Origin of the sequence: Novosphingobium sp. KACC 22771, from assembly GCF_028736195.1 — a bacterium.
Taxonomy (GTDB): domain Bacteria; phylum Pseudomonadota; class Alphaproteobacteria; order Sphingomonadales; family Sphingomonadaceae; genus Novosphingobium.
In genome coordinates this window covers 457,109-474,976 of sequence record NZ_CP117882.1, presented here as the reverse complement: position 1 = coordinate 474,976, position 17,868 = coordinate 457,109, and the positions used below count along the sequence as shown (strand labels likewise).

Sequence of the window (17,868 nt, the reverse complement as noted above, 5' to 3'; positions counted from 1 at the left end):
GCGATGCGGATTGTGATTATCGGCGCGGGCATGTCGGGTCTGGCCTGCGCCCAGTCTTTGCACCAGATGGGCCATCAGGTTGATCTTTTCGACAAGGGGCGCGGGCCGGGCGGGCGCATGTCGACCCGCCGCGTGGCCGTGGATGAGGCGCAGATCGCCTTTGACCATGGCGCGCAGTTCTTCACCGCCCGCGACCCTGCGTTTCGTGCTCAGGTGGAGCTGTGGCACAAGGATGGGGTGGTCGCCCCATGGCCCGCCGCAAAGGGGGATGCCTGGGTGGGCACGCCCGGCATGAACGCGCCGATCGCCCACATGGCCCGCGCCCACAACACCCGTTTTGCCAGTCATGCCATGGGTCTGGTGCGCGAAGGGGCGGAGTGGCGCGTCCTGTTGAATGACGGCAGCCGCCACGGCCCGTTTGATGCCGCGATTCTGGCGCTGCCCGCCGAGCAGGCGGCGGCATTTCTGGGCACCTATGACCTGACCATGGCGGCCAGCGCGATTACCGCCCGATCTCAGCCTTGCTGGACCGCGATGATGGCTTTTCCCGAAAAATTGCCTTTTGAGGCCGATGTGCTGGATCCGTCCGGCCCGGTCGGCTGGGCGGCGCGCAACAGCGCCAAGCCCGGACGCCCCGCTGCCGAAGCATGGGTGGTTCAGGCCAGCCCCGCATGGTCCATCCAGCATCTGGAGGATGACGCGGCAAGCGTGGCCGATCATCTGGCCCTCTGGCTGGCACAGCAGAGCGAGCGGGCGTCACTTCCCTCCCCTATCCATCTCTCTGCCCATCGCTGGCGCTATGCCCTCGCGCCTCATTCGACCAAGGGGGCGCTGTGGAATGCCCATCTGCGGCTGGGCGCCTGCGGCGACTGGCTGCTGGGGCCAAGGATCGAAATGGCCTGGCTGTCGGGAACGAGACTGGCCGAAATTATCGGGAAGTGATGGCGAATAACGGCGCAATTCGCTCCGCAAGCGAGTGTTGAGGCGGGCAGAAATACAAAGATCGGGCGCAGAAAATGGCGCTGCCCTTACAATTGGGTCCACTATGAATTTTTTAAGTCAATGATTTTACGTGACTTCGTTTAACCTGTAACATAGCTTGCTGTTTTTTAACGACCCGGGGGCATCCGAGTGATCGAAAACAACAGCAAGCGTCGCCGTTTTCAGGCGGCGCGTTTTGTCGCGCAGGCCAGCACCTTTGCCTTGGTGGCCGCCCTGCCCGCCCACGCCTTGGCCCAGTGCAGCCCGGATCCCACACAGGCCAACACCGCCGTCACCTGTTCCGGCACGGACAGCGATGGCATCACGGTCACCAGCAATTACTCGCCCTTGACCGTCAATGCGGGAGCCAGCGTCAGCAATTCCGGTGCGACGGCTATAGATGTGGCCATTCCCTCTGCGGGCCTCTCCTATTTCCGTTCGGCCAATATTACGGTCAACGGATCGGTTTCGTCCACCGGCGGCGCCGGGATACGCGTGCTTTCCCGTGCTCCGGGCTCCTTGGACCCTGACTATTACGGCACGTCGGGGATAATCACGGTTGGCGCCGGGGCGTCAGTCAGCGGCACCAATGGCATCGCGCTTGAACCGGCACCCGGCTTTCCCAGCAGCTCGGTCTATATCAGCCTTGACAATGCAGGAACGATCAGCGGGACCAGCGGCGTGGCGCTGCTGGCCGGAAACGGCTATGCTTCTTATATTTCAAATATCAACAACCGGGCAAGCGGAACCATCGGCGCGATTCAGGGTTGGGTCTCGTCGATCACAAACGATGGCACCATTGCCGGCGGCGGATTGAACGCGATCTACAGCAGCTACAATTTATCCTCCAATATCACAAACAACGGGACCATCAGCTCCACCAGCGCATCGGGCACGATCGCCAATTTCTCAGGCTCCATCACCAATAGTGGCACGATCACGAATGGCGGCACTGGCCAAGCCATCAACTCGCTTTATCTCAATCTTACCAATCGGGCGGGCGGATCAATCACCGGCGCGGGCAACAGCGTGATCAGTTCCAATCTGAGCAGCACGCCATCCAATGGGATAAGCCTGACCAATTCCGGCTCGATCATCAACACCGGCACGGGCATGGCGCTCTATGGCGGCCAGATCATCGCGACCAACAATGCCGGGGCCACAATCGGCACCAGCGCAGGCGGTACGGCGATCAATGCCGGCACATCGTTGAACCTGACCAATGCGGGCACGATCAACGGCGATGTCATCGCCGGGTTCATCCCTGCCTATTCCTATAATCTGGGCAGCACCATCGATTCCATCGACGGTACGATCAATGGCAATCTGACGCTTGGCAATGGCAATGACACGCTGGTCGCCACGCTCAAGAACGGCAGCCTCTACACCGGGATTACCGGAACTATCGACGGCGGCGGCGGCATCAATACGGTCAGCCTGCAAATGAAGAGCGATGCAACCCTGTCGTCGGCTCTGCCATTGCCCAATGGGTTCTCATCGTTAGCTTTTTCCGCCACCTCGGGCACAACACTAACACTGGCCAATGGCTTTACAAACAGCGGGGCGATCATGTTTAGCGGCCCCGGCTCGTTGGTCAACCAAACCAATTTGGGCGGCACCAGTACAATCGTCAGCGCGTCGGAAGGCGTCTTCACCAACAATGGCACGATCAATAGCAACAATTGGGTCGGCAGTGTAGCGGTCACGGTTGGCAGCAATGGCCGCCTGAACAACACAGGGACGATTTCGGCCGAAGATAAAGCCGTAAACGTATCCGGCGGCGCGATAGTCAACAGCGGCACAATAACGGCAGGCATGACGGCCGTGACGGCCTTCGGCGGCTTCAACAACAGCGGCACTATCAGTTCCGCCTACAGCATCGGTGCTGCGCTGTCCGGCTCCTGCACCTGCTCGACCGCGACGAACAGCGGCACGATCAGCGGTGCCTCGGTTGGCGTGGCAATGGGCGGCGGCATTCTGGTCAACACCGGCACGATCCAGTCGGGCAACACGGCGTTTCAGATCAGTTCCTATTCCACGCTCGACAATCGCGCAGGGGGCGTGGTGACAGGCACTGGTTGGGCCGTTGGCAGTGTGGGCTATGGTTTTGCCAATCGCATCATCAATGCAGGGACCATTAATGGCAACGTCAACCTGGCAAACGGCAGCTTCAGCAGCAACAACGTCTATTATGCCGTTGCCGGCGGGGTGCTGAACGGCAATCTGACGCTGGGGCAAGGCGACACGCTGATCACCGATCTGATCAATACCGGGCCGGGTGCCTTTGCCGGTATCAACGGCAGCGTGACGGCCAGCAATGCCAACCTGATCTATAATGTCGGGGCCGATGCCAGCTCGGCAGCTGCCTTGCCCAACGGATTTTCCACATTGGGCTTTCAATTGGCCAACAAGGCCAATCTGACGCTGACCGGGCAGAGCGCGCTGGCCTCCTCTCTGACGCTTGCAGGGGTCGGCTCGGTCAATCTCAACGGATCGCTCAGCAGCAGTTCCGGCCCCGTCATCCTGACGACCTCATTCCAAACGCCATCGGGCGGCGGCGGCGATGCGGCGGCAACGGCGCTGGCCATCACCAACAATGGCACCATCAGCGCAGCGCGCGCCGGTTCGGCCCCGTTCTCCCCCAACGTCATCAGCATGGGCCAAGGCTCCAGCCTGACGAACAACGGCTCGATAATCGTGACCGACACGCTCAGCCATCCGGTTTCGGGCTCGGCGGCCATCATGCTCTACGGGGCTTTGGTCAACACCGGCACCATTTCGGTCGATGGCGCGCAAGGGATCGCCATCGGCAGCACATGGAATACCGGCAACACCCGCCCCGACACCACATTGGCCAACAGCGGGCTGATTACCGCGGATGGTTCGGCCATCGTGATGTACGGCAAGGTGGACATCACCAATTCCGGCACGATCACCAGCCGCACCGCCCCGGCCATCCTTCAATCCTATGGCTATAATTCCATCATCACCAATTTGGCCGGAGGCACGATTTCCGGCGTGGGAACCGCCATCCTTTCAACAGGCGGCGTGGTGGACAATGCCGGGACCATCAATGGCGATGTCAATTTCGCCTATAACAATGGCGGCACCTATGTTGCCAATGGCGGCACGCAGAACGGCAATCTCAATCTGGGCGGGATTTACAGCACCGGGCTGCTGGTTGAAACCGGATCGGGCTTTGGCATCAACGGCATGATCTCGGTCGGCACCGGCTTTATCGGCCATCAGCGCCGCGGCGTGGCAACGGTCACGCTGGGGGGCGCCCTGCCCGCCAATTTCTCGCGCGAATTCACCGTGGCGGATGGGGCAAATTCACGGGTCACCATCGCCGGTCCGACGGGATATGCCGGCAACATCAACGTGGGCGGCAATGGCGCCATCGTGAACCAGCTCTCGACCACTGGCGCCATTTACAGTTTGGCCAATGCCGGAATCAGCTACCTCCCCTATATCAACACCGATCTGAGCAGTTTTACCAACCGCGCCAATGTCGGCGGCGCCTTTGTCGCCACCAGCCTGTTTGACAATTCGGCCACCATCGGCTCGTCCCAGCTTGCCGCATCGGCGGTCAATGTCTCGGCGATGTCGGGTCTCAGTTTCGTCAACAGCGGCACAATCGCGAACGCAGGCGTATATCCCGCGCTAGGCATTTCAACCGGGTCGATCGGTGGCAACAGCACAATTGCCAACAGCACGATCGCCAACAGCGGCACGATTGCCGGGGGGATGAGCATCTACGCCAACGGCGATGGCAACACGACGTTCAGCATCGCCAATTCCGGGACGATCACGGGCTATCGGCAGAGCTATTATGTCTTTTCCCCCACCCCGCCCTATTACTCCATCACCAGCCGGACCATCGCCATCAGCGCGACCGCGCAAGCCGTCAGCAACCTGAGCCTGAACAACAGCGGGACCATCACGGGCGAGATTGTTCTGACGGGCGCGCCTGTGCTGCTGACCAACACCGGCACGATCACAGGCAATATCACCACCGGCACCGACAATGACAGATTTGCCTTTGGCGGCACTTTTGCGGGCGCGCTCAACGGCGGGGGCGGCACCAACACTCTGGCGATCAGCGCGGGCAATCAGAGCTTTTCCTCCATCGCCAACATCGCCGCGCTGACGCAGAGTGGCGGTTTGGCGACGATTTCCGGGTCGGCCACGCTGGGCTCGGCAAATCTGACGGGCGGGCGGCTGGTCGGTCTGGGCGGATCGGTCATAAATGCCCCCTCTATCGTGGTAGGCAGCGGGGCCACATTTGGTTCGGCCGGAACGGTCAACGGCAATATCTCGGTCAGCGGCATCCTCAGCCCCGGCGCATCGCCCGGCACGATGACGGTCAATGGCAATGTCGCGCTGGCCTCCGGCTCGACCTCGCTGTTTGAAATCGCCCCCACGGCGCAGGACAAGCTGAACATCAACGGCGCGCTGGTCATCGCCCCGGGCAGCACATTGCAGATCGCGGCCACCACGCCAATCCGCGTGGGCAGCACGCTCAACCTGATCAGCGCCACCGGCGGCGTCACGGGCAGCTTCGATGCGGTGACTGGCCTTGCCGGGGTGGTCAAGCCGCAAGCGAATGGCGATCTGGGCCTGCTGGTGCAATTCGCGAATGGCCCTGCCTTCAATCCGCAGGTGCGCCGCACCATCGCCTATGTGAACAATGCCATGGCGGCCAATGACGCGCCCGCCGCGCTGTTCCCGGCGCTGCTGGCGCTGCAGGATGGCAATGGCGCGCCGATCAGTGCCGCCTTTGCCCGGATTGCGCCAGAGCCTTTTGCCGATGCAATGGAAATCGGCACGGAAACCGCCTTGTCGCTGTCCGCAACCGGCCGGACCTTGGGCATGGGCGAGAACAGCGGCGAGGGTCACGTCTTTGCCTTTGGCCAGACGCTGGGCAGTTTGCGGCAATTTGCGGGCGATCCGGCGCAGGGGATCAACCGCGCCACAATCAATGGCTATGGCGTTCTGGGCGGATTGGGCATCGGCGGCGAGGGCTATGCGCTGTCGGCCTATGTCGGCTGGGTCGATCAGAACCAGTCTCTGGGCGCCATCGGCGCATCGACCAACGCGCGCGGCGCGGTGGGCGGTGTCGCGCTGCGCCTTGGCACCAAGCAGACCAGCGTGACCCTTGCCGCAGCCTATGACGCGGCGCGGGCCACCACCCGGCGCAACGTCCCCGATGCCGGACAGATTGCGGTCGGTTACAGCCTGCCCAGCTTCTCGCTTGACGCCTCGATCAGCCATGCCTTTGCCCTGTCGCAGGATTGGATCGTTCGCCCCCATCTGGGGGCGACATGGGTGCGCACGCATCATGGCGCGGTGCAGGAGGCAAGCGCCCATCCTTTCGCGCTGAACGTACAAGGGGCAACGCGCAAGCAGGGCTTTCTTGACGCCGGGTTGAGCTTTGAAAGCCCCGATGAGAGCAAGGGGCCATGGCGCCGTTTCCTGACGCTGGGGATGCGCTATCGGTTGCAGGATGATCAGGCCACCGCAACCGCCGCTCTGGCCGGTGGCGGCTATGGTCTGGTGGCCTACGGGTTCCGGCGCGATCCGGTCAGCGCGATGGCCACGATCGGTGGCGAATATCGCCTTGCACCGGGCGCGGCGCTGTTTCTCAACGCCACGGGCGAATTGGGGCAGAGCGGCAAGCGCGAAAGCGTGATGGCCGGGGTACGCTGGCGGATGTAAGGGCGGCATCAAGGGGGCGCGGTGGTTTCGTCGCGCGCCCCCTTTCGCTTTTGCCCGATTTGTATTAAACCACGCTTAGTCGGCATTGGGCCGGTAACGACAGGGAGTATGAAATGGACCGGAAGACGCGCTGAAATCGCCCGTCCCACATTTGCTTTCCGGTACTGTCATGCCCTCATTTCTCACACTTGATTCCGTGGCTCTGGCCACGCCTTCCGGCCAACCGCTGTTTTCCGGCCTGACGCTGCATGTCGGGCGCGAACACATTGGCGTGGTGGGCCGCAACGGCTGCGGCAAATCTACCCTGCTGCGCGCGATCATGGGCAAGGTGCCCTTGCACGCGGGCGCGTTGAGTCTGGCGGGTTCTGTCGGCCTGCTGGAGCAGATCGTCACGCCTGGCGAAGAAACGGCGGCCGAGGCGCTGGGAATCCGCGACTCTTTGGCCAGACTGGATCGCATTCAAACCGGGGCAGGAAGCGAGCAGGATTTTGCCGAAGCGGACTGGACCCTGCCCCAAAGGCTCCACGATGCGCTGGCCGAAGCGGGGCTGCCGATGGTTGACCTTCGCCGCCCGCTGGCCAGTTTCAGTGGCGGAGAGCGGACCAGGCTGGCTATTGCCCGCCTGCTGATCGCGCGGCCCGACCTGCTGCTGATGGACGAACCGACCAACAACCTTGACGAGGATGGCCGGGCGGCGATTGCCTCCCTGCTGGAGAATTGGCGCGGCGGCGCGCTGGTCGTCAGCCATGATCGCGCCCTCCTCGAAGGGATGGACCGGATCGTGGCGCTTTCGCCGGTCGGGGTGTCGGTCCACGGCGGGGGATGGTCATCATGGGTGACGCAGCGCGATGCGGCAAGGACAAGGGCCGAGGCCGAGGTCGAGGAAGCTGAACGCCAGATCCGCGCCGCCAGACGCGAGGCGCAAAACGCGCGCGAAAGGCAAGCCCGGCGCGATCGCCAAGGGCGTGCCTATGCGGCGAGCGGCAGCGCGCCCAAGATCCTGCTGGGCCGCCGCCGCGAGAACGCGCAAAACAGCGCGGGCCGCGCCCATTCGCATGCCGAGGAGCGTATCGAGGCCAAGGCCGAGGCCCACCGGACCGCCCGCGCCCATGTCGAGGTCATCACGCCGCTCAGACTGGACATCCCGCCCTGCCATTTGCCGCCGGGGCGGCTCGCTCTGAGTTTTGAAAATATCGATTGGTTTGCCGGGCCGCGACCGATCATCCATGGCCTTTCTTTCGCCATGCGCGGGGCCGAGCGCGTGGCGCTGACCGGCCGGAATGGCGCCGGCAAGACCACGGTGCTCAGGTTGGCCGCCGGGTTGGCCGCGCCTGCGGGCGGGCGGATTGAACGGCCTGTACCCTTCGCCCTGCTCGACCAGACGGTCAGTCTGCTGGACCGCGAGGCGAGCCTTGTGGACAATATGCGGCGGCTCAATCCGGCGCTGGACGAGAACGGGCTGCGCGCCGCTCTCGCCCGATTTGCCTTTCGCAACACGCAAGGGGATAGGCGGGTGCGCGATCTGAGCGGCGGAGAATGTCTGCGCGCGGGGCTGGCCTGTGTGCTCTCGGCCATACCCGCGCCGCAACTCCTGATGCTGGATGAGCCAACGAACCACCTTGATCTTGAATCCATCGAGGTGGTCGAACATGTGCTGCGGGCCTATGATGGGGCGCTGCTGATCGTCAGCCATGACGCCGCCTTTCGCGATGCTGTCGGCATCACGCGCGAGATCGCCCTGCCCGGCCCCACCGAACCAGTTCTTAACGCCTGATGGCGTAGCAGAAACGGGTTCGGGGAGCAGACATGCACAAGCGCGATGGCAGCGAGAGATTGGCAAGGCTGGATGGTCTGCGCGGTTTGGCCGCGGCCGGGGTCGTGTTCTATCACATGGCCAACTGGCCCGATCTGCCCGTCCATCTGGATCGGGTGACCGGCTGGGTCTTTCGCGAAGGCTGGACGCTGGTTGATCTGTTTTTCGTCCTGTCGGGCTATGTTTTTGCCCATGTCTATGGCGCGCCGGGGCTGTTGCGTCAGCGCGGCGCGATGCGGACTTTCGCTGTGGCGCGTTTTGCCCGCCTGTGGCCTTTGCATGGCGTCACGCTCTGCCTGTTTGCGCTGTTTTCATGGGGCGGCGGCAACAATGCGTCGCATTTTCTTGCCCATGCCCTGATGCTGCAAGGTTTTGATCTGGACGCCGCGCGCAGTTTCAATTCGGCAAGCTGGTCGCTGAGCATCGAAATCCTGTGCTATGCGCTGTTTGCCGCCGGGGCATGGTTTGGCGAAAGAACGCTGCTGTGGATCACGGTTCTCGCGGTGGTGGGCTGCGGGTGGTGGCTGGCGGTGCTGGGCCATCCGGGCGGGCCGTGGTTTGGCGAGACGATCCCGCGCGGCATCTTCGGTTTCTTTACCGGGCAAATGCTGTGGCGCAATCGGGCATGGGGCGCTCGCCTGCCCATTGCGGCGCTGCTGGTCATGGTCTGTGCGGGCCTCTGGCTGGATAATGGCCGGATCAGCCCGCTGGTGCCGCTGGGGATGCTGACATGGACTGCGGCGGTCTTACTGGCGCTGCGCATGCCGGTGATGGAGAGCGCCGCGATGCATTGGCTGGGGCAGCGCTCTTTCGGGCTATATCTGGTCCATATGCTGTTTATCCATGCGATCGACGCCGTGTGGCCGCCGCAGAATTTGCATGGGCCCGCCTTTGTCCTCGCTCAGGCCGCCATTGTGCTGGGCACGTTGATTGCTGCCGACGCCGCTTATCGCTGGATCGAAATGCCGGGGCGACGGGTCATCCGAAGAGCCATGGGGGCAGCATCGGGCGGAATGGATCAACAGCCCATCACCCGCCTCCCCCAAACTGCAACGCTATAGATAGGTGACCCGGCATCCCGCGCGGGCGAGCATACCGGCAGCCTGACCATTTTCGCGCTCCGCTTGCGAATTGACCGCGCTGTTGAAAAAGGCCGCTATGGCGCGATAGTCGCCCGGATGCACCAAGGCCGCCTGTTTGCCCCCGACACAAAGGCGCAGCGCCATTTCCGGGCCGACCGCATCGCGCAGCAGCCGGATTGGCCCACGATCAAGGCGGGGCGGATTATACACAAGGTCCTTGGCATAGGGCGCATCGACAGCACCGATAAGCACATAGGCGGCTGGAGAGGACAGCAGTCTTTGGTCCAGTTCGGCATAGGGTCGGTATTGGCGATAGGCCATCCACGATTGCATCGGCAGGATCACCACACATGCCAAAGCGGTTGTCACCAGCAACAGGCCGCGCCAGATGGGTGTGGCATCTTTCAACTGTTTCCAGCCAAAAGCGGCAACCAAAACCGCATTGCCGATCAAACCGTGGAAATAACGATAACCGAAGCCATGCCCCTGATCGGGCAGAATAATCGTCATGATAATGAGCGTGAACCAAAGCCCTCCCGCAATCGCCCGCGCAAGCGCATCATGGCGCGTCGCCGCAAAACCAAGCATCAACAAGGGCAGCAGCAGAACATGCTGCCACGCGAAGAACCGCAGCAGGTTGACCGCCATGTCGGGCAAGGCCTTGCCATAATTGCCCTGAGACAGGACCATCAGCAGGCGCGAGAGGAAATCCACTCCCGCCGGGCGCGCCGTGGCCGGGCCTGCCTGAACCAGATGCCATATCCAATTGGGCCACCACAGCCAGAACAGTCCCGCAAGCCCATAGAAAAATGCGAAAAATGCCGCCCGCTGCCATTCTTTGCGGCGGACAAGCAGATAGAGCAAAGGGGCCGCAAACATCGGGTGCATGATCGGTTGATGCAGCCCCATGGCCACAAAGCCGACAGCCGTTGCCGCCGAGTCGGCGGGCCATCTCCCTTTGAGATAGAGCCATAGCCAGACCATGTTCAGCGCCAGATGTGCGCTCATCGCATAGGAGGTCATGCCCGCGAACAACACTTGGCCCGAGCCAAGGTAGAGCAAGGCGCAAAGCGCGGCCATTTCGCGATCCGCCGGCCAAAGACGGCGCGCACAGCCCCACAGCGCCAGGCCGCCGACCGCCGTCATCAACGGCCCCGCCCAAGCCGGATCCCCCAGCAGGCCGAGCATCGCCCGGATCCCCGCATTCAGCGGGAGATAGGAGGAAATCCAGCCCGCGCGATGCTCGGCCGGATACATGAACAGCGTGTTGAGCGCATCGGCACAATCGCGCCACATCGGCGGCAGCGGTTGGGAAAGTCGGCCTCCGGCCAGAACCGCCGCATCGAAATCGGCCATCTGTTCGTCGCGGCTCAGATCATAGGCGGACAGCAGCCAGCGATGGCCAAGCAGGCAAACCGGGGCCATCAGCGCGAAACCGGCCAGATACAAAGGCGCCTGACCCTCCAGCCTGCGCATCCTGCGCCGCGCGATCAGAACCGCACCAGCCAACACCGACGCCTGGGCCAGCAGCAGCCAGCGGTCCTGTCGATAGAGCAGCGCCCCGGCAATTTCCAGAGCAGGCGGCAGCAGCGCGGCATAGATGAAGGCGACCAGAGCGAGGATGAAGCTCCACTTAACCGCCCTTCGCAGCGGCGCGGCGCCAGCCCCCTGCAAGACCTCTCCTGCCAAAATCTGCCCGATCATCGTCATACCGATGGCATCGCATGATTATGGCTAATGAACTCCTAAAGGCGCTAATCCGGCGCTAAAATCGCTCATGATAACGTAAATTGTCATGGCGACGGATCATTCTGGGCTCTGGCGTGTTATCCAAGGGTCGGGATTGCGTGTGGTGGCAAAAGGGGGCCATTTTTGTTAAATTCAATGCATGTTACGCCATCGCCGGGCGTCGGATTTTTGATGAATGACGTTCGGCTGGCCGCGCCATCGCGCCGTATTACCCGCCGTGTTGGTGGGGAAATCTCCTGGGCCGCTTTGATGATGGGCGGACTGTTGATGGCAGGCTCCGCCTCGGCTCAATCGACCAATTCGGCCCAAGCTGCATCCCCGCCGCCCGCCACCATCATTTCTGACCGCGATTTTGACGCTGCTTTGCCCTCCGTTGATACGCCGGGCGGTACCGCCCCGGCGCAAAAGGCAACGCCCCCCGCCGCTGACCCAGCCACCGACCCCGATCTGGCCAAACCTTTGACCCCGCTCGATGATTTCAACCGCCAACCCCTGCGCGACGATAATGGCAATGCGAAAGGCCAGACGGCCCCAAGCCTGACCTACCGCTGGCAATTGACAGGACTGGAAAACCTGCGCGATGCCGATCCGGTCGCGCCCATTGAAGGCGACGCGCTGCAAGACAGCTTTGCGGCCGTTTCCGCTCTGAAACAGGGCAAGGGCAAGGCGACCAATGCCGCCGCCATTGCCGCGCGCATCGAACAGGATCGGCAGGCGCTTTCCGATGTGATGTCCTCGCAGGGCTATTTCGATGCCAGTGTGCAATCATCGGTGGCCATGCCCGAACAAGGCAAGCCGGGCGATATTGTCGTCTCGATGGCGGTGGCTCCGGGGCCGCGCTATCGGCTGGGCGCGATCCGCTTTGATGCGCCCGCGCTGGTGCCTGCCGATTTGCTCACGCGCCAATTCGGCGTCAAATCGGGCGAACCGATTGTGGCCGAGCGCGTGCTCTCGGCCGAGGCGGCGCTTGGCGTGCTCTTGCCGCAATCGGCCTATCCCTTTGCCAAGATCGGCCAGCGCGACATTGAACTCGATGCGGCCACCGGGATCGGCGATTACACCCTGCCCGTAACGCCCGGCCCGCGCAGCCGCTTTGGCGATATCAGGATCAAGGGCCGCCGCCCGGTATTCGACGCACGCCACATCGCCACCATCGCTCGCTTTCGCAAGGGCGAGATGTATGACAGCCGCCAGATCGACGATCTGCGCAAGGCGCTGGTGGCCACCAACCTGTTTGCCACCGTCACCGTCGATCCCGTCCAGACCGGCACCAGCGCGCCCGAGGGCACCGAATATGCCGATCTGGTCGTCACGCAAAGAGCCGGACCGCCGCGCTCGCTTTCCGCGCAGGCGGGCTATTCCACCGGCGAAGGTATCAAGGCGGTGGGCAGCTGGAGCCACGCCAACCTGTTTCCCCCCGAGGGCGCGTTCATCGCCAGCGCCACAGCGGGCACCAGCGAACAGGGCCTTTCCGGCACATTCCGCCGGTCAAACGCCGGGCTGCGCGACCGGACGGTCGAAATGTCGCTGATCGCCAACCACACCAATCTGAATGCCTATGAGGCCTATACCGGGGCGCTCAAAGGGCGCATCTCGCGCGCCAGCACGGCCATCTGGCAAAAGCGCTGGACCTACAGCTACGGCTTTGAGCTGATCGGGTCCAACGAACAGGATTACGCCTTTGAACAGGCGGGCGAGCGGCGGCGCACCTTCTACATCCTCGCCCTGCCCGGACAGGTCACCTATGACCGGTCGAACTCGCTGCTCGATCCCACGCGCGGCTATCGCCTCTCGGCCACGCTTTCGCCCGAAGCCTCGCTGGGCAGCGGGGGCCAGACCTATGCCCGCTCGATTTTCGAGGCCACCGGCTATTATCCGATCTCGGACAAGCTGGTATTGGCCGGGCGGGCGCGGGTCGGCATGATCGGCGGGGCATCACGTGAATCCATCGCGCCCTCGCGGCGGTTCTATTCCGGTGGCGGCGGCTCGGTGCGCGGCTTTGGCTATCAGGAGCTTGGTCCGAAAGACCCCGACGGCCATCCGATCGGCGGACGCTCTCAGGCCGAAACCAGCGTGGAACTGCGCTATCGCTTCGGCAACTTCGGCGTGGTGGGCTTTGTCGACAGCGGCCAGGTCTTTACCAGCGAAGTGCCCACCTTCAATTCATGGCGCTTCGGTACGGGTGTGGGCTTTCGCTATTACACCAATTTCGGGCCGATGCGCTTTGACATCGCAACGCCGATCAACCGGCAGATCGGGGAATCGCGCGTGGCGGTCTATGTTTCAATCGGGCAGGCATTCTGATGGAGCAGGCAGAAACCCAAGTGGTGCAGGCGCCCTCCTCCTGGCTCGGCAGCGCGTTGCGGATTGCCGGGATTGTCCTTGCTCTGCTGGTCGCGCTGATCGCCGGACTGTGGCTGTGGATTTCGACCCAGAGCGGGCGTGATATGGTGGCCGCGCAGATTTCGCGCCTTTCCTTTGCCAACGGGATGACCTTGCATGTCGACCGGATCGAAGGTTCGCTCCTGGGCGCGCTGACCATCCGCAATCTGGACATTGGCGATTCCACGGGCCGGTTTTTCCATGCCGAAGGGGTTGCGCTCGACTATCGGCCGCTGGCCTATCTGGGCGGGCATGTGGATATCCGCCGCCTGCATATTCCCGCCGCGCGGCTTGAACGCGCACCCCGCCTGAAACCCACCCCGCCCAGCGATGCGCCGCTGCTGCCCGATCTGGATATTGATGTGGGCCAACTGGCCGTGGACCGGCTGGAGATCGCCCCAACCATCACCGGCCAGCGTCATATCGTCAACCTTCAGGGTCAGGCGCATATCGCGGATCGTCGCGCGCGGATCAACGCGCGGGCGGCGGCCTTGGCGGCCCCTGGCGTCGCCGGCGGCGACCACTTGGCGCTCAAGCTGGACGCGGTGCCACAGATCAACCGGCTGAACATGGATTTCGCGCTGGATGCTCCGGCCAATGGCTTGCTGGCGGCCTTGACCGGTCAGGCCGAGGAGCGCCATCTGCGCCTTGCGGGACGGGGCGACTGGACGGCATGGAACGGATCTCTGGCGGCCGGCGCGGGCGGCAAATCGCTGGCCGATCTGGTCATCAACGCCCGCTCGGGCACCATCCACGTGGCGGGCCTGACCCATCCCGACGTCTGGCTCAAAGGCCAGAACAGCGCCCTGTTTCAGCCCGAAACAAAAGTTGACGCCACCGCCGCCTTTGACAAACGCCAGATGCGGATCAAGGCGCAGGTGGGTAATGCCAATTTCGCGCTGGCCGTTGATGGCATGGCCGACATGGGCAACAACACGATGCACCAGATGCGCCTTGCGCTCAAGGTGATGCAGCCGCGCGTGCTGGCCACAAATCTGTCGGGCAATGATATTGCCGCCGAGGCAACGATAGACGGCAGCTTTGCCGCGCCGCGCATCGCCTATGCGGTCAAGGCCGCCACCATCGGCTTTGGCGCCACCCGCATCGATGGTCTTGCCGCCTCGGGCAGCGCGGCGCTCGACAAGGACCACTGGCGCATTCCCGTGGCCGGCAGCGCGCGCTCGATCACCGGCGTTGCGGCCAGCGTCGCGCCGCTGCTGGAGCAGGTGCGTTTTGGCGGCGATTTCGGCTATGCTAACGGGCGCTTGCTCTCGGACAATATCCGCGTTCAATCCAGCCGGGTTGACGCGCGGGCCGTGGTCATCGCCGACCTGCCCCGCGCGCTGTACACCGGCACGCTCAATGGCACGGTCAATGGCTATCGCGTGGAAAGCGTGGGCATTTTCAACCTTGCCTCCAATGTCGGGCTTAAAACGCAGGCCAATGGCGGCTTCCGTCTGGAGGGCCGCGTCAGCGCGCGTTCGACCCGCCTGTTCAACGATGGCGTCAACAGCTTTCTTGGCGGCAATGCGCTGATTACCGCGCGGGTGGGCTATGGCAGCGACGGGGTGGCCACGGTGGATGGATTGACCATCGCCGCCCCCGCCTTCCGCCTCGCCAATGGCCGGGGGCGCTATGACGCCAAGGGCCAGATTGCCTTTGCCGCCAATGCCTCCTCCGACCTTTACGGCCCGATCCGGTTAAGCGCCAAGGGAAGCGTGGCCAAGCCGGTGCTGCATCTTGAGGTGCCGCGCCCGGGCGTTGGCATTGGCCTTGCCGCGCTGGTGGCCGACGTGCGCGGGTCCGACGGTGCCTATCAGATCAATGCCAAAGCGGGCAGCGATTACGGCCCGATTGCTGCCGATCTGCTCGTTTCGACGGCCAAAGGGCCGCTGGCGGTGGAGCTGCGACCCGGCACCAGCCTTGCCGGAATCGCGCTGATCGGGCGGGTTCAGCAGACGAGCAGCGGGCCGTTTGCTGGCGCTTTGGCGCTGGCCGGGGCGGGCGTGAACGGGCGCGTCGATCTCTCCGCCATGGGCGCGCATCAACGCGCGCTGGCCGCGATCACGGGCCAGAACGTCAGCCTGCCCGGCAAGGCGGGGCTGACCGTGGCGCGGCTGGTGCTCAAGACCGATGCGGTGATGGCCGCGCAGCCGCAGGTCAATGCCGATCTGCAACTGGCGGGCGTGCGGCAGGGCGATTTCTATCTGGCGCAGACGCGGGCCAACATCGCCTATCGCGATGGTTCGGGCGATGTAAAACTGCTGACCGAAGGGCGCAACCGCTATCCCTTCCGTGTGGCGGCGCAGGGCAAGCTGTCGCCCGACCTGTGGCGCGTGGCGATCAACGGGCGGGTCAACGGGGTGAATATCGCCTCGCGCGGGCCGGTTGAAATCGTGCCGCAAAAGCCGGGCTATCTGCTGCACCCCGCCACGCTGTCGGTCAACAACGGCAGCCTGCGGATCGAGGGCCGATATGGCGCGGCCAGCACGTTGCGCGCGCGGCTGGATGATGTGGACCTGGCGCTGGTCAATGGCTTTGTCCCCGATCTGGGGCTGGGCGGGCGGATGTCGGGCAGCCTCGATCTCGATCAGGGCGCGGCCGGGGCGATGCCCAGGGTCGATGCCCGCCTGCTGGTCGCGGGTCTGACCCGAACCGGCCTTTCGGCGGTATCGACGCCGGTGGACATCACCATGGCCGCGCAACTGGACAATCGGGCCGCCCATGCGCAGGCGCTGGTTCGTCGCGGCGGCGCTCTGATCGGGCAAATGCAGGTCAACGCCACGCCCGGCGGCGCCGAGACCGGCACATGGACCAATCGCCTGATGGCTGCGCCTTTGTCGGGCGGGGTGCGTTACAATGGTCCGGCCGATGCCCTTGCCTCGCTGGCGGCGCTTTCCGATCAGAGCCTGAAAGGGCCGATCGGCATCGCCGCCGATTTCGGCGGATCGGCCCATGCGCCCAGCATCACCGGCACCGTGCGCGCCGAAAAGCTGATCTATGACAATACCACCTATGGCACGCGCCTGAGCGACATGGCGTTGCAGGGCCGCTTCACCAACGACCGGCTGGAGGTACAGAGCCTGACCGCCAAGGCAGGCGACGGCACGGTCAAGGCCAGCGGCTTTATCTCGCTCAGCGCAAAGGAAGGCTATCCGATCCAATTGGGCATCGACATGAACAACGCCCAATTGGCCAGCGGCGCCGACCTGTCAACGCGGGCCACCGGCGACATCAAGCTGGTCAACGCGCCGGGCCAGCCTCCGACGGTCAGCGGCACCATCGACCTGCCCGAAACCCATTACCGCATCGTGCGGCAAGGTTCGGCGGCGGTGCCGACGCTGAGCGGTGTGCGCCATAAGCCCGCCATCGGGCCGGAGCGGATCAGCGGCGATGCCGAACCGGTGCGTTCGCTGCCCGCCAACTGGAACCTGAATATGCGGGTGCGGGCCGACAACCAGATTTTCGTGACCGGCATGGGTCTGGACAGCGAATGGTCGACCAACATGCGCATCGGCGGGACCACCACCGCCCCGGCGATCACCGGCACGGTGCGCGCGGTGCGCGGCACGCTGGATTTTGCCGGGCACAGTTTCACCATCGACAGCGGTTCGATCACGCTCAATGGTGGCGATCTGACCGATCCGGCGCTCAATATCCGCGCCTCGGGCACGATTTCGGATGTGACGATCAGCATCGTCATCACCGGCACCGGATCGAACCCGGAAATTGCGCTGACCTCCGACCCTGCCCTGCCGCAGGATGAATTGATGGCGCGCATCCTGTTCGGCGGACCGGTGGGCAGTCTCTCCACCCTTCAGGCGGTGCAATTGGCCTCCTCGCTCAACACCTTGCGCGGGGCCAAGGGCGGGCTCAACCCGCTGGGCGCGCTGCAATCGGCCACCGCGATCAGCCGTCTGCGCGTGCTGGGCGCGGACGCGACCACCGGACGCCAGACCGCGCTGGCGGCGGGCAAATATATCACCAACAACATCTATGTTGAGGTGGTGACCGACACGCGGGGCTATATGGCCACCCAATTGGAAATCGCGCTGACCAAGGCGTTTTCGGTGCTCAGCCAGGCGGGCCAGTTCGGCGGCACCGGCGTCACCGCGCGCTATCGCAAGCGATATTGAGGAAGGG

Annotated in this window: 7 protein-coding genes; 6 read left to right on the top strand and 1 reads right to left on the bottom strand. The window is 63.8% G+C overall.

Annotated features, from left to right (window positions below; all coding sequences use genetic code 11):
• Window positions 1-3 precede the first annotated feature (3 nt).
• The 4 genes from PQ467_RS18980 (at window position 4) to PQ467_RS18965 (ending at window position 9,573) form a co-directional block, all read left to right on the top strand.
• Complete coding sequence (locus PQ467_RS18980; RefSeq protein ID WP_274177097.1) at window positions 4-942, top strand: NAD(P)/FAD-dependent oxidoreductase; 939 nt, start codon at window positions 4-6, stop codon at window positions 940-942.
• Between the two features lie 189 nt (window positions 943-1,131).
• The gene (locus tag PQ467_RS18975) at window positions 1,132-6,699 is read left to right on the top strand and encodes a hypothetical protein (protein ID WP_274177096.1); all 5,568 of its coding nucleotides are present in this window, start codon (window positions 1,132-1,134) and stop codon (window positions 6,697-6,699) included.
• Between the two features lie 169 nt (window positions 6,700-6,868).
• A complete protein-coding gene (locus PQ467_RS18970) occupies window positions 6,869-8,473 on the top strand; it encodes an ABC-F family ATP-binding cassette domain-containing protein (protein WP_274177095.1) in 1,605 nt (534 codons plus the stop codon).
• 32 nt (window positions 8,474-8,505) lie between these two features.
• Window positions 8,506-9,573: an acyltransferase family protein gene (locus tag PQ467_RS18965; RefSeq protein ID WP_274177094.1), complete on the top strand. Its 1,068-nt coding sequence runs from the start codon at window positions 8,506-8,508 to the stop codon at window positions 9,571-9,573.
• Here the strand turns inward: PQ467_RS18965 and PQ467_RS18960 are convergent.
• The gene (locus PQ467_RS18960; RefSeq protein WP_274177093.1) at window positions 9,568-11,268 is read right to left on the bottom strand and encodes a resistance to Congo red protein; all 1,701 of its coding nucleotides are present in this window, start codon (window positions 11,266-11,268) and stop codon (window positions 9,568-9,570) included. The genes PQ467_RS18965 and PQ467_RS18960 overlap by 6 nt on opposite strands.
• Before the next feature lie 246 nt (window positions 11,269-11,514).
• Here PQ467_RS18960 and PQ467_RS18955 point away from each other — a divergent pair, with 246 nt between their 5' ends.
• Both PQ467_RS18955 and PQ467_RS18950 read left to right on the top strand, forming a co-directional pair.
• Entirely contained in the window at window positions 11,515-13,647 is a 2,133-nt protein-coding gene (locus PQ467_RS18955) for an autotransporter assembly complex protein TamA (RefSeq protein WP_274177092.1), read from the top strand.
• Window positions 13,647-17,861, top strand: a complete 4,215-nt coding sequence (locus PQ467_RS18950; RefSeq protein ID WP_274177091.1) for a translocation/assembly module TamB domain-containing protein — start codon at window positions 13,647-13,649, stop codon at window positions 17,859-17,861. The genes PQ467_RS18955 and PQ467_RS18950 overlap by 1 nt, the downstream gene beginning before the upstream one ends.
• Window positions 17,862-17,868 lie beyond the last annotated feature (7 nt).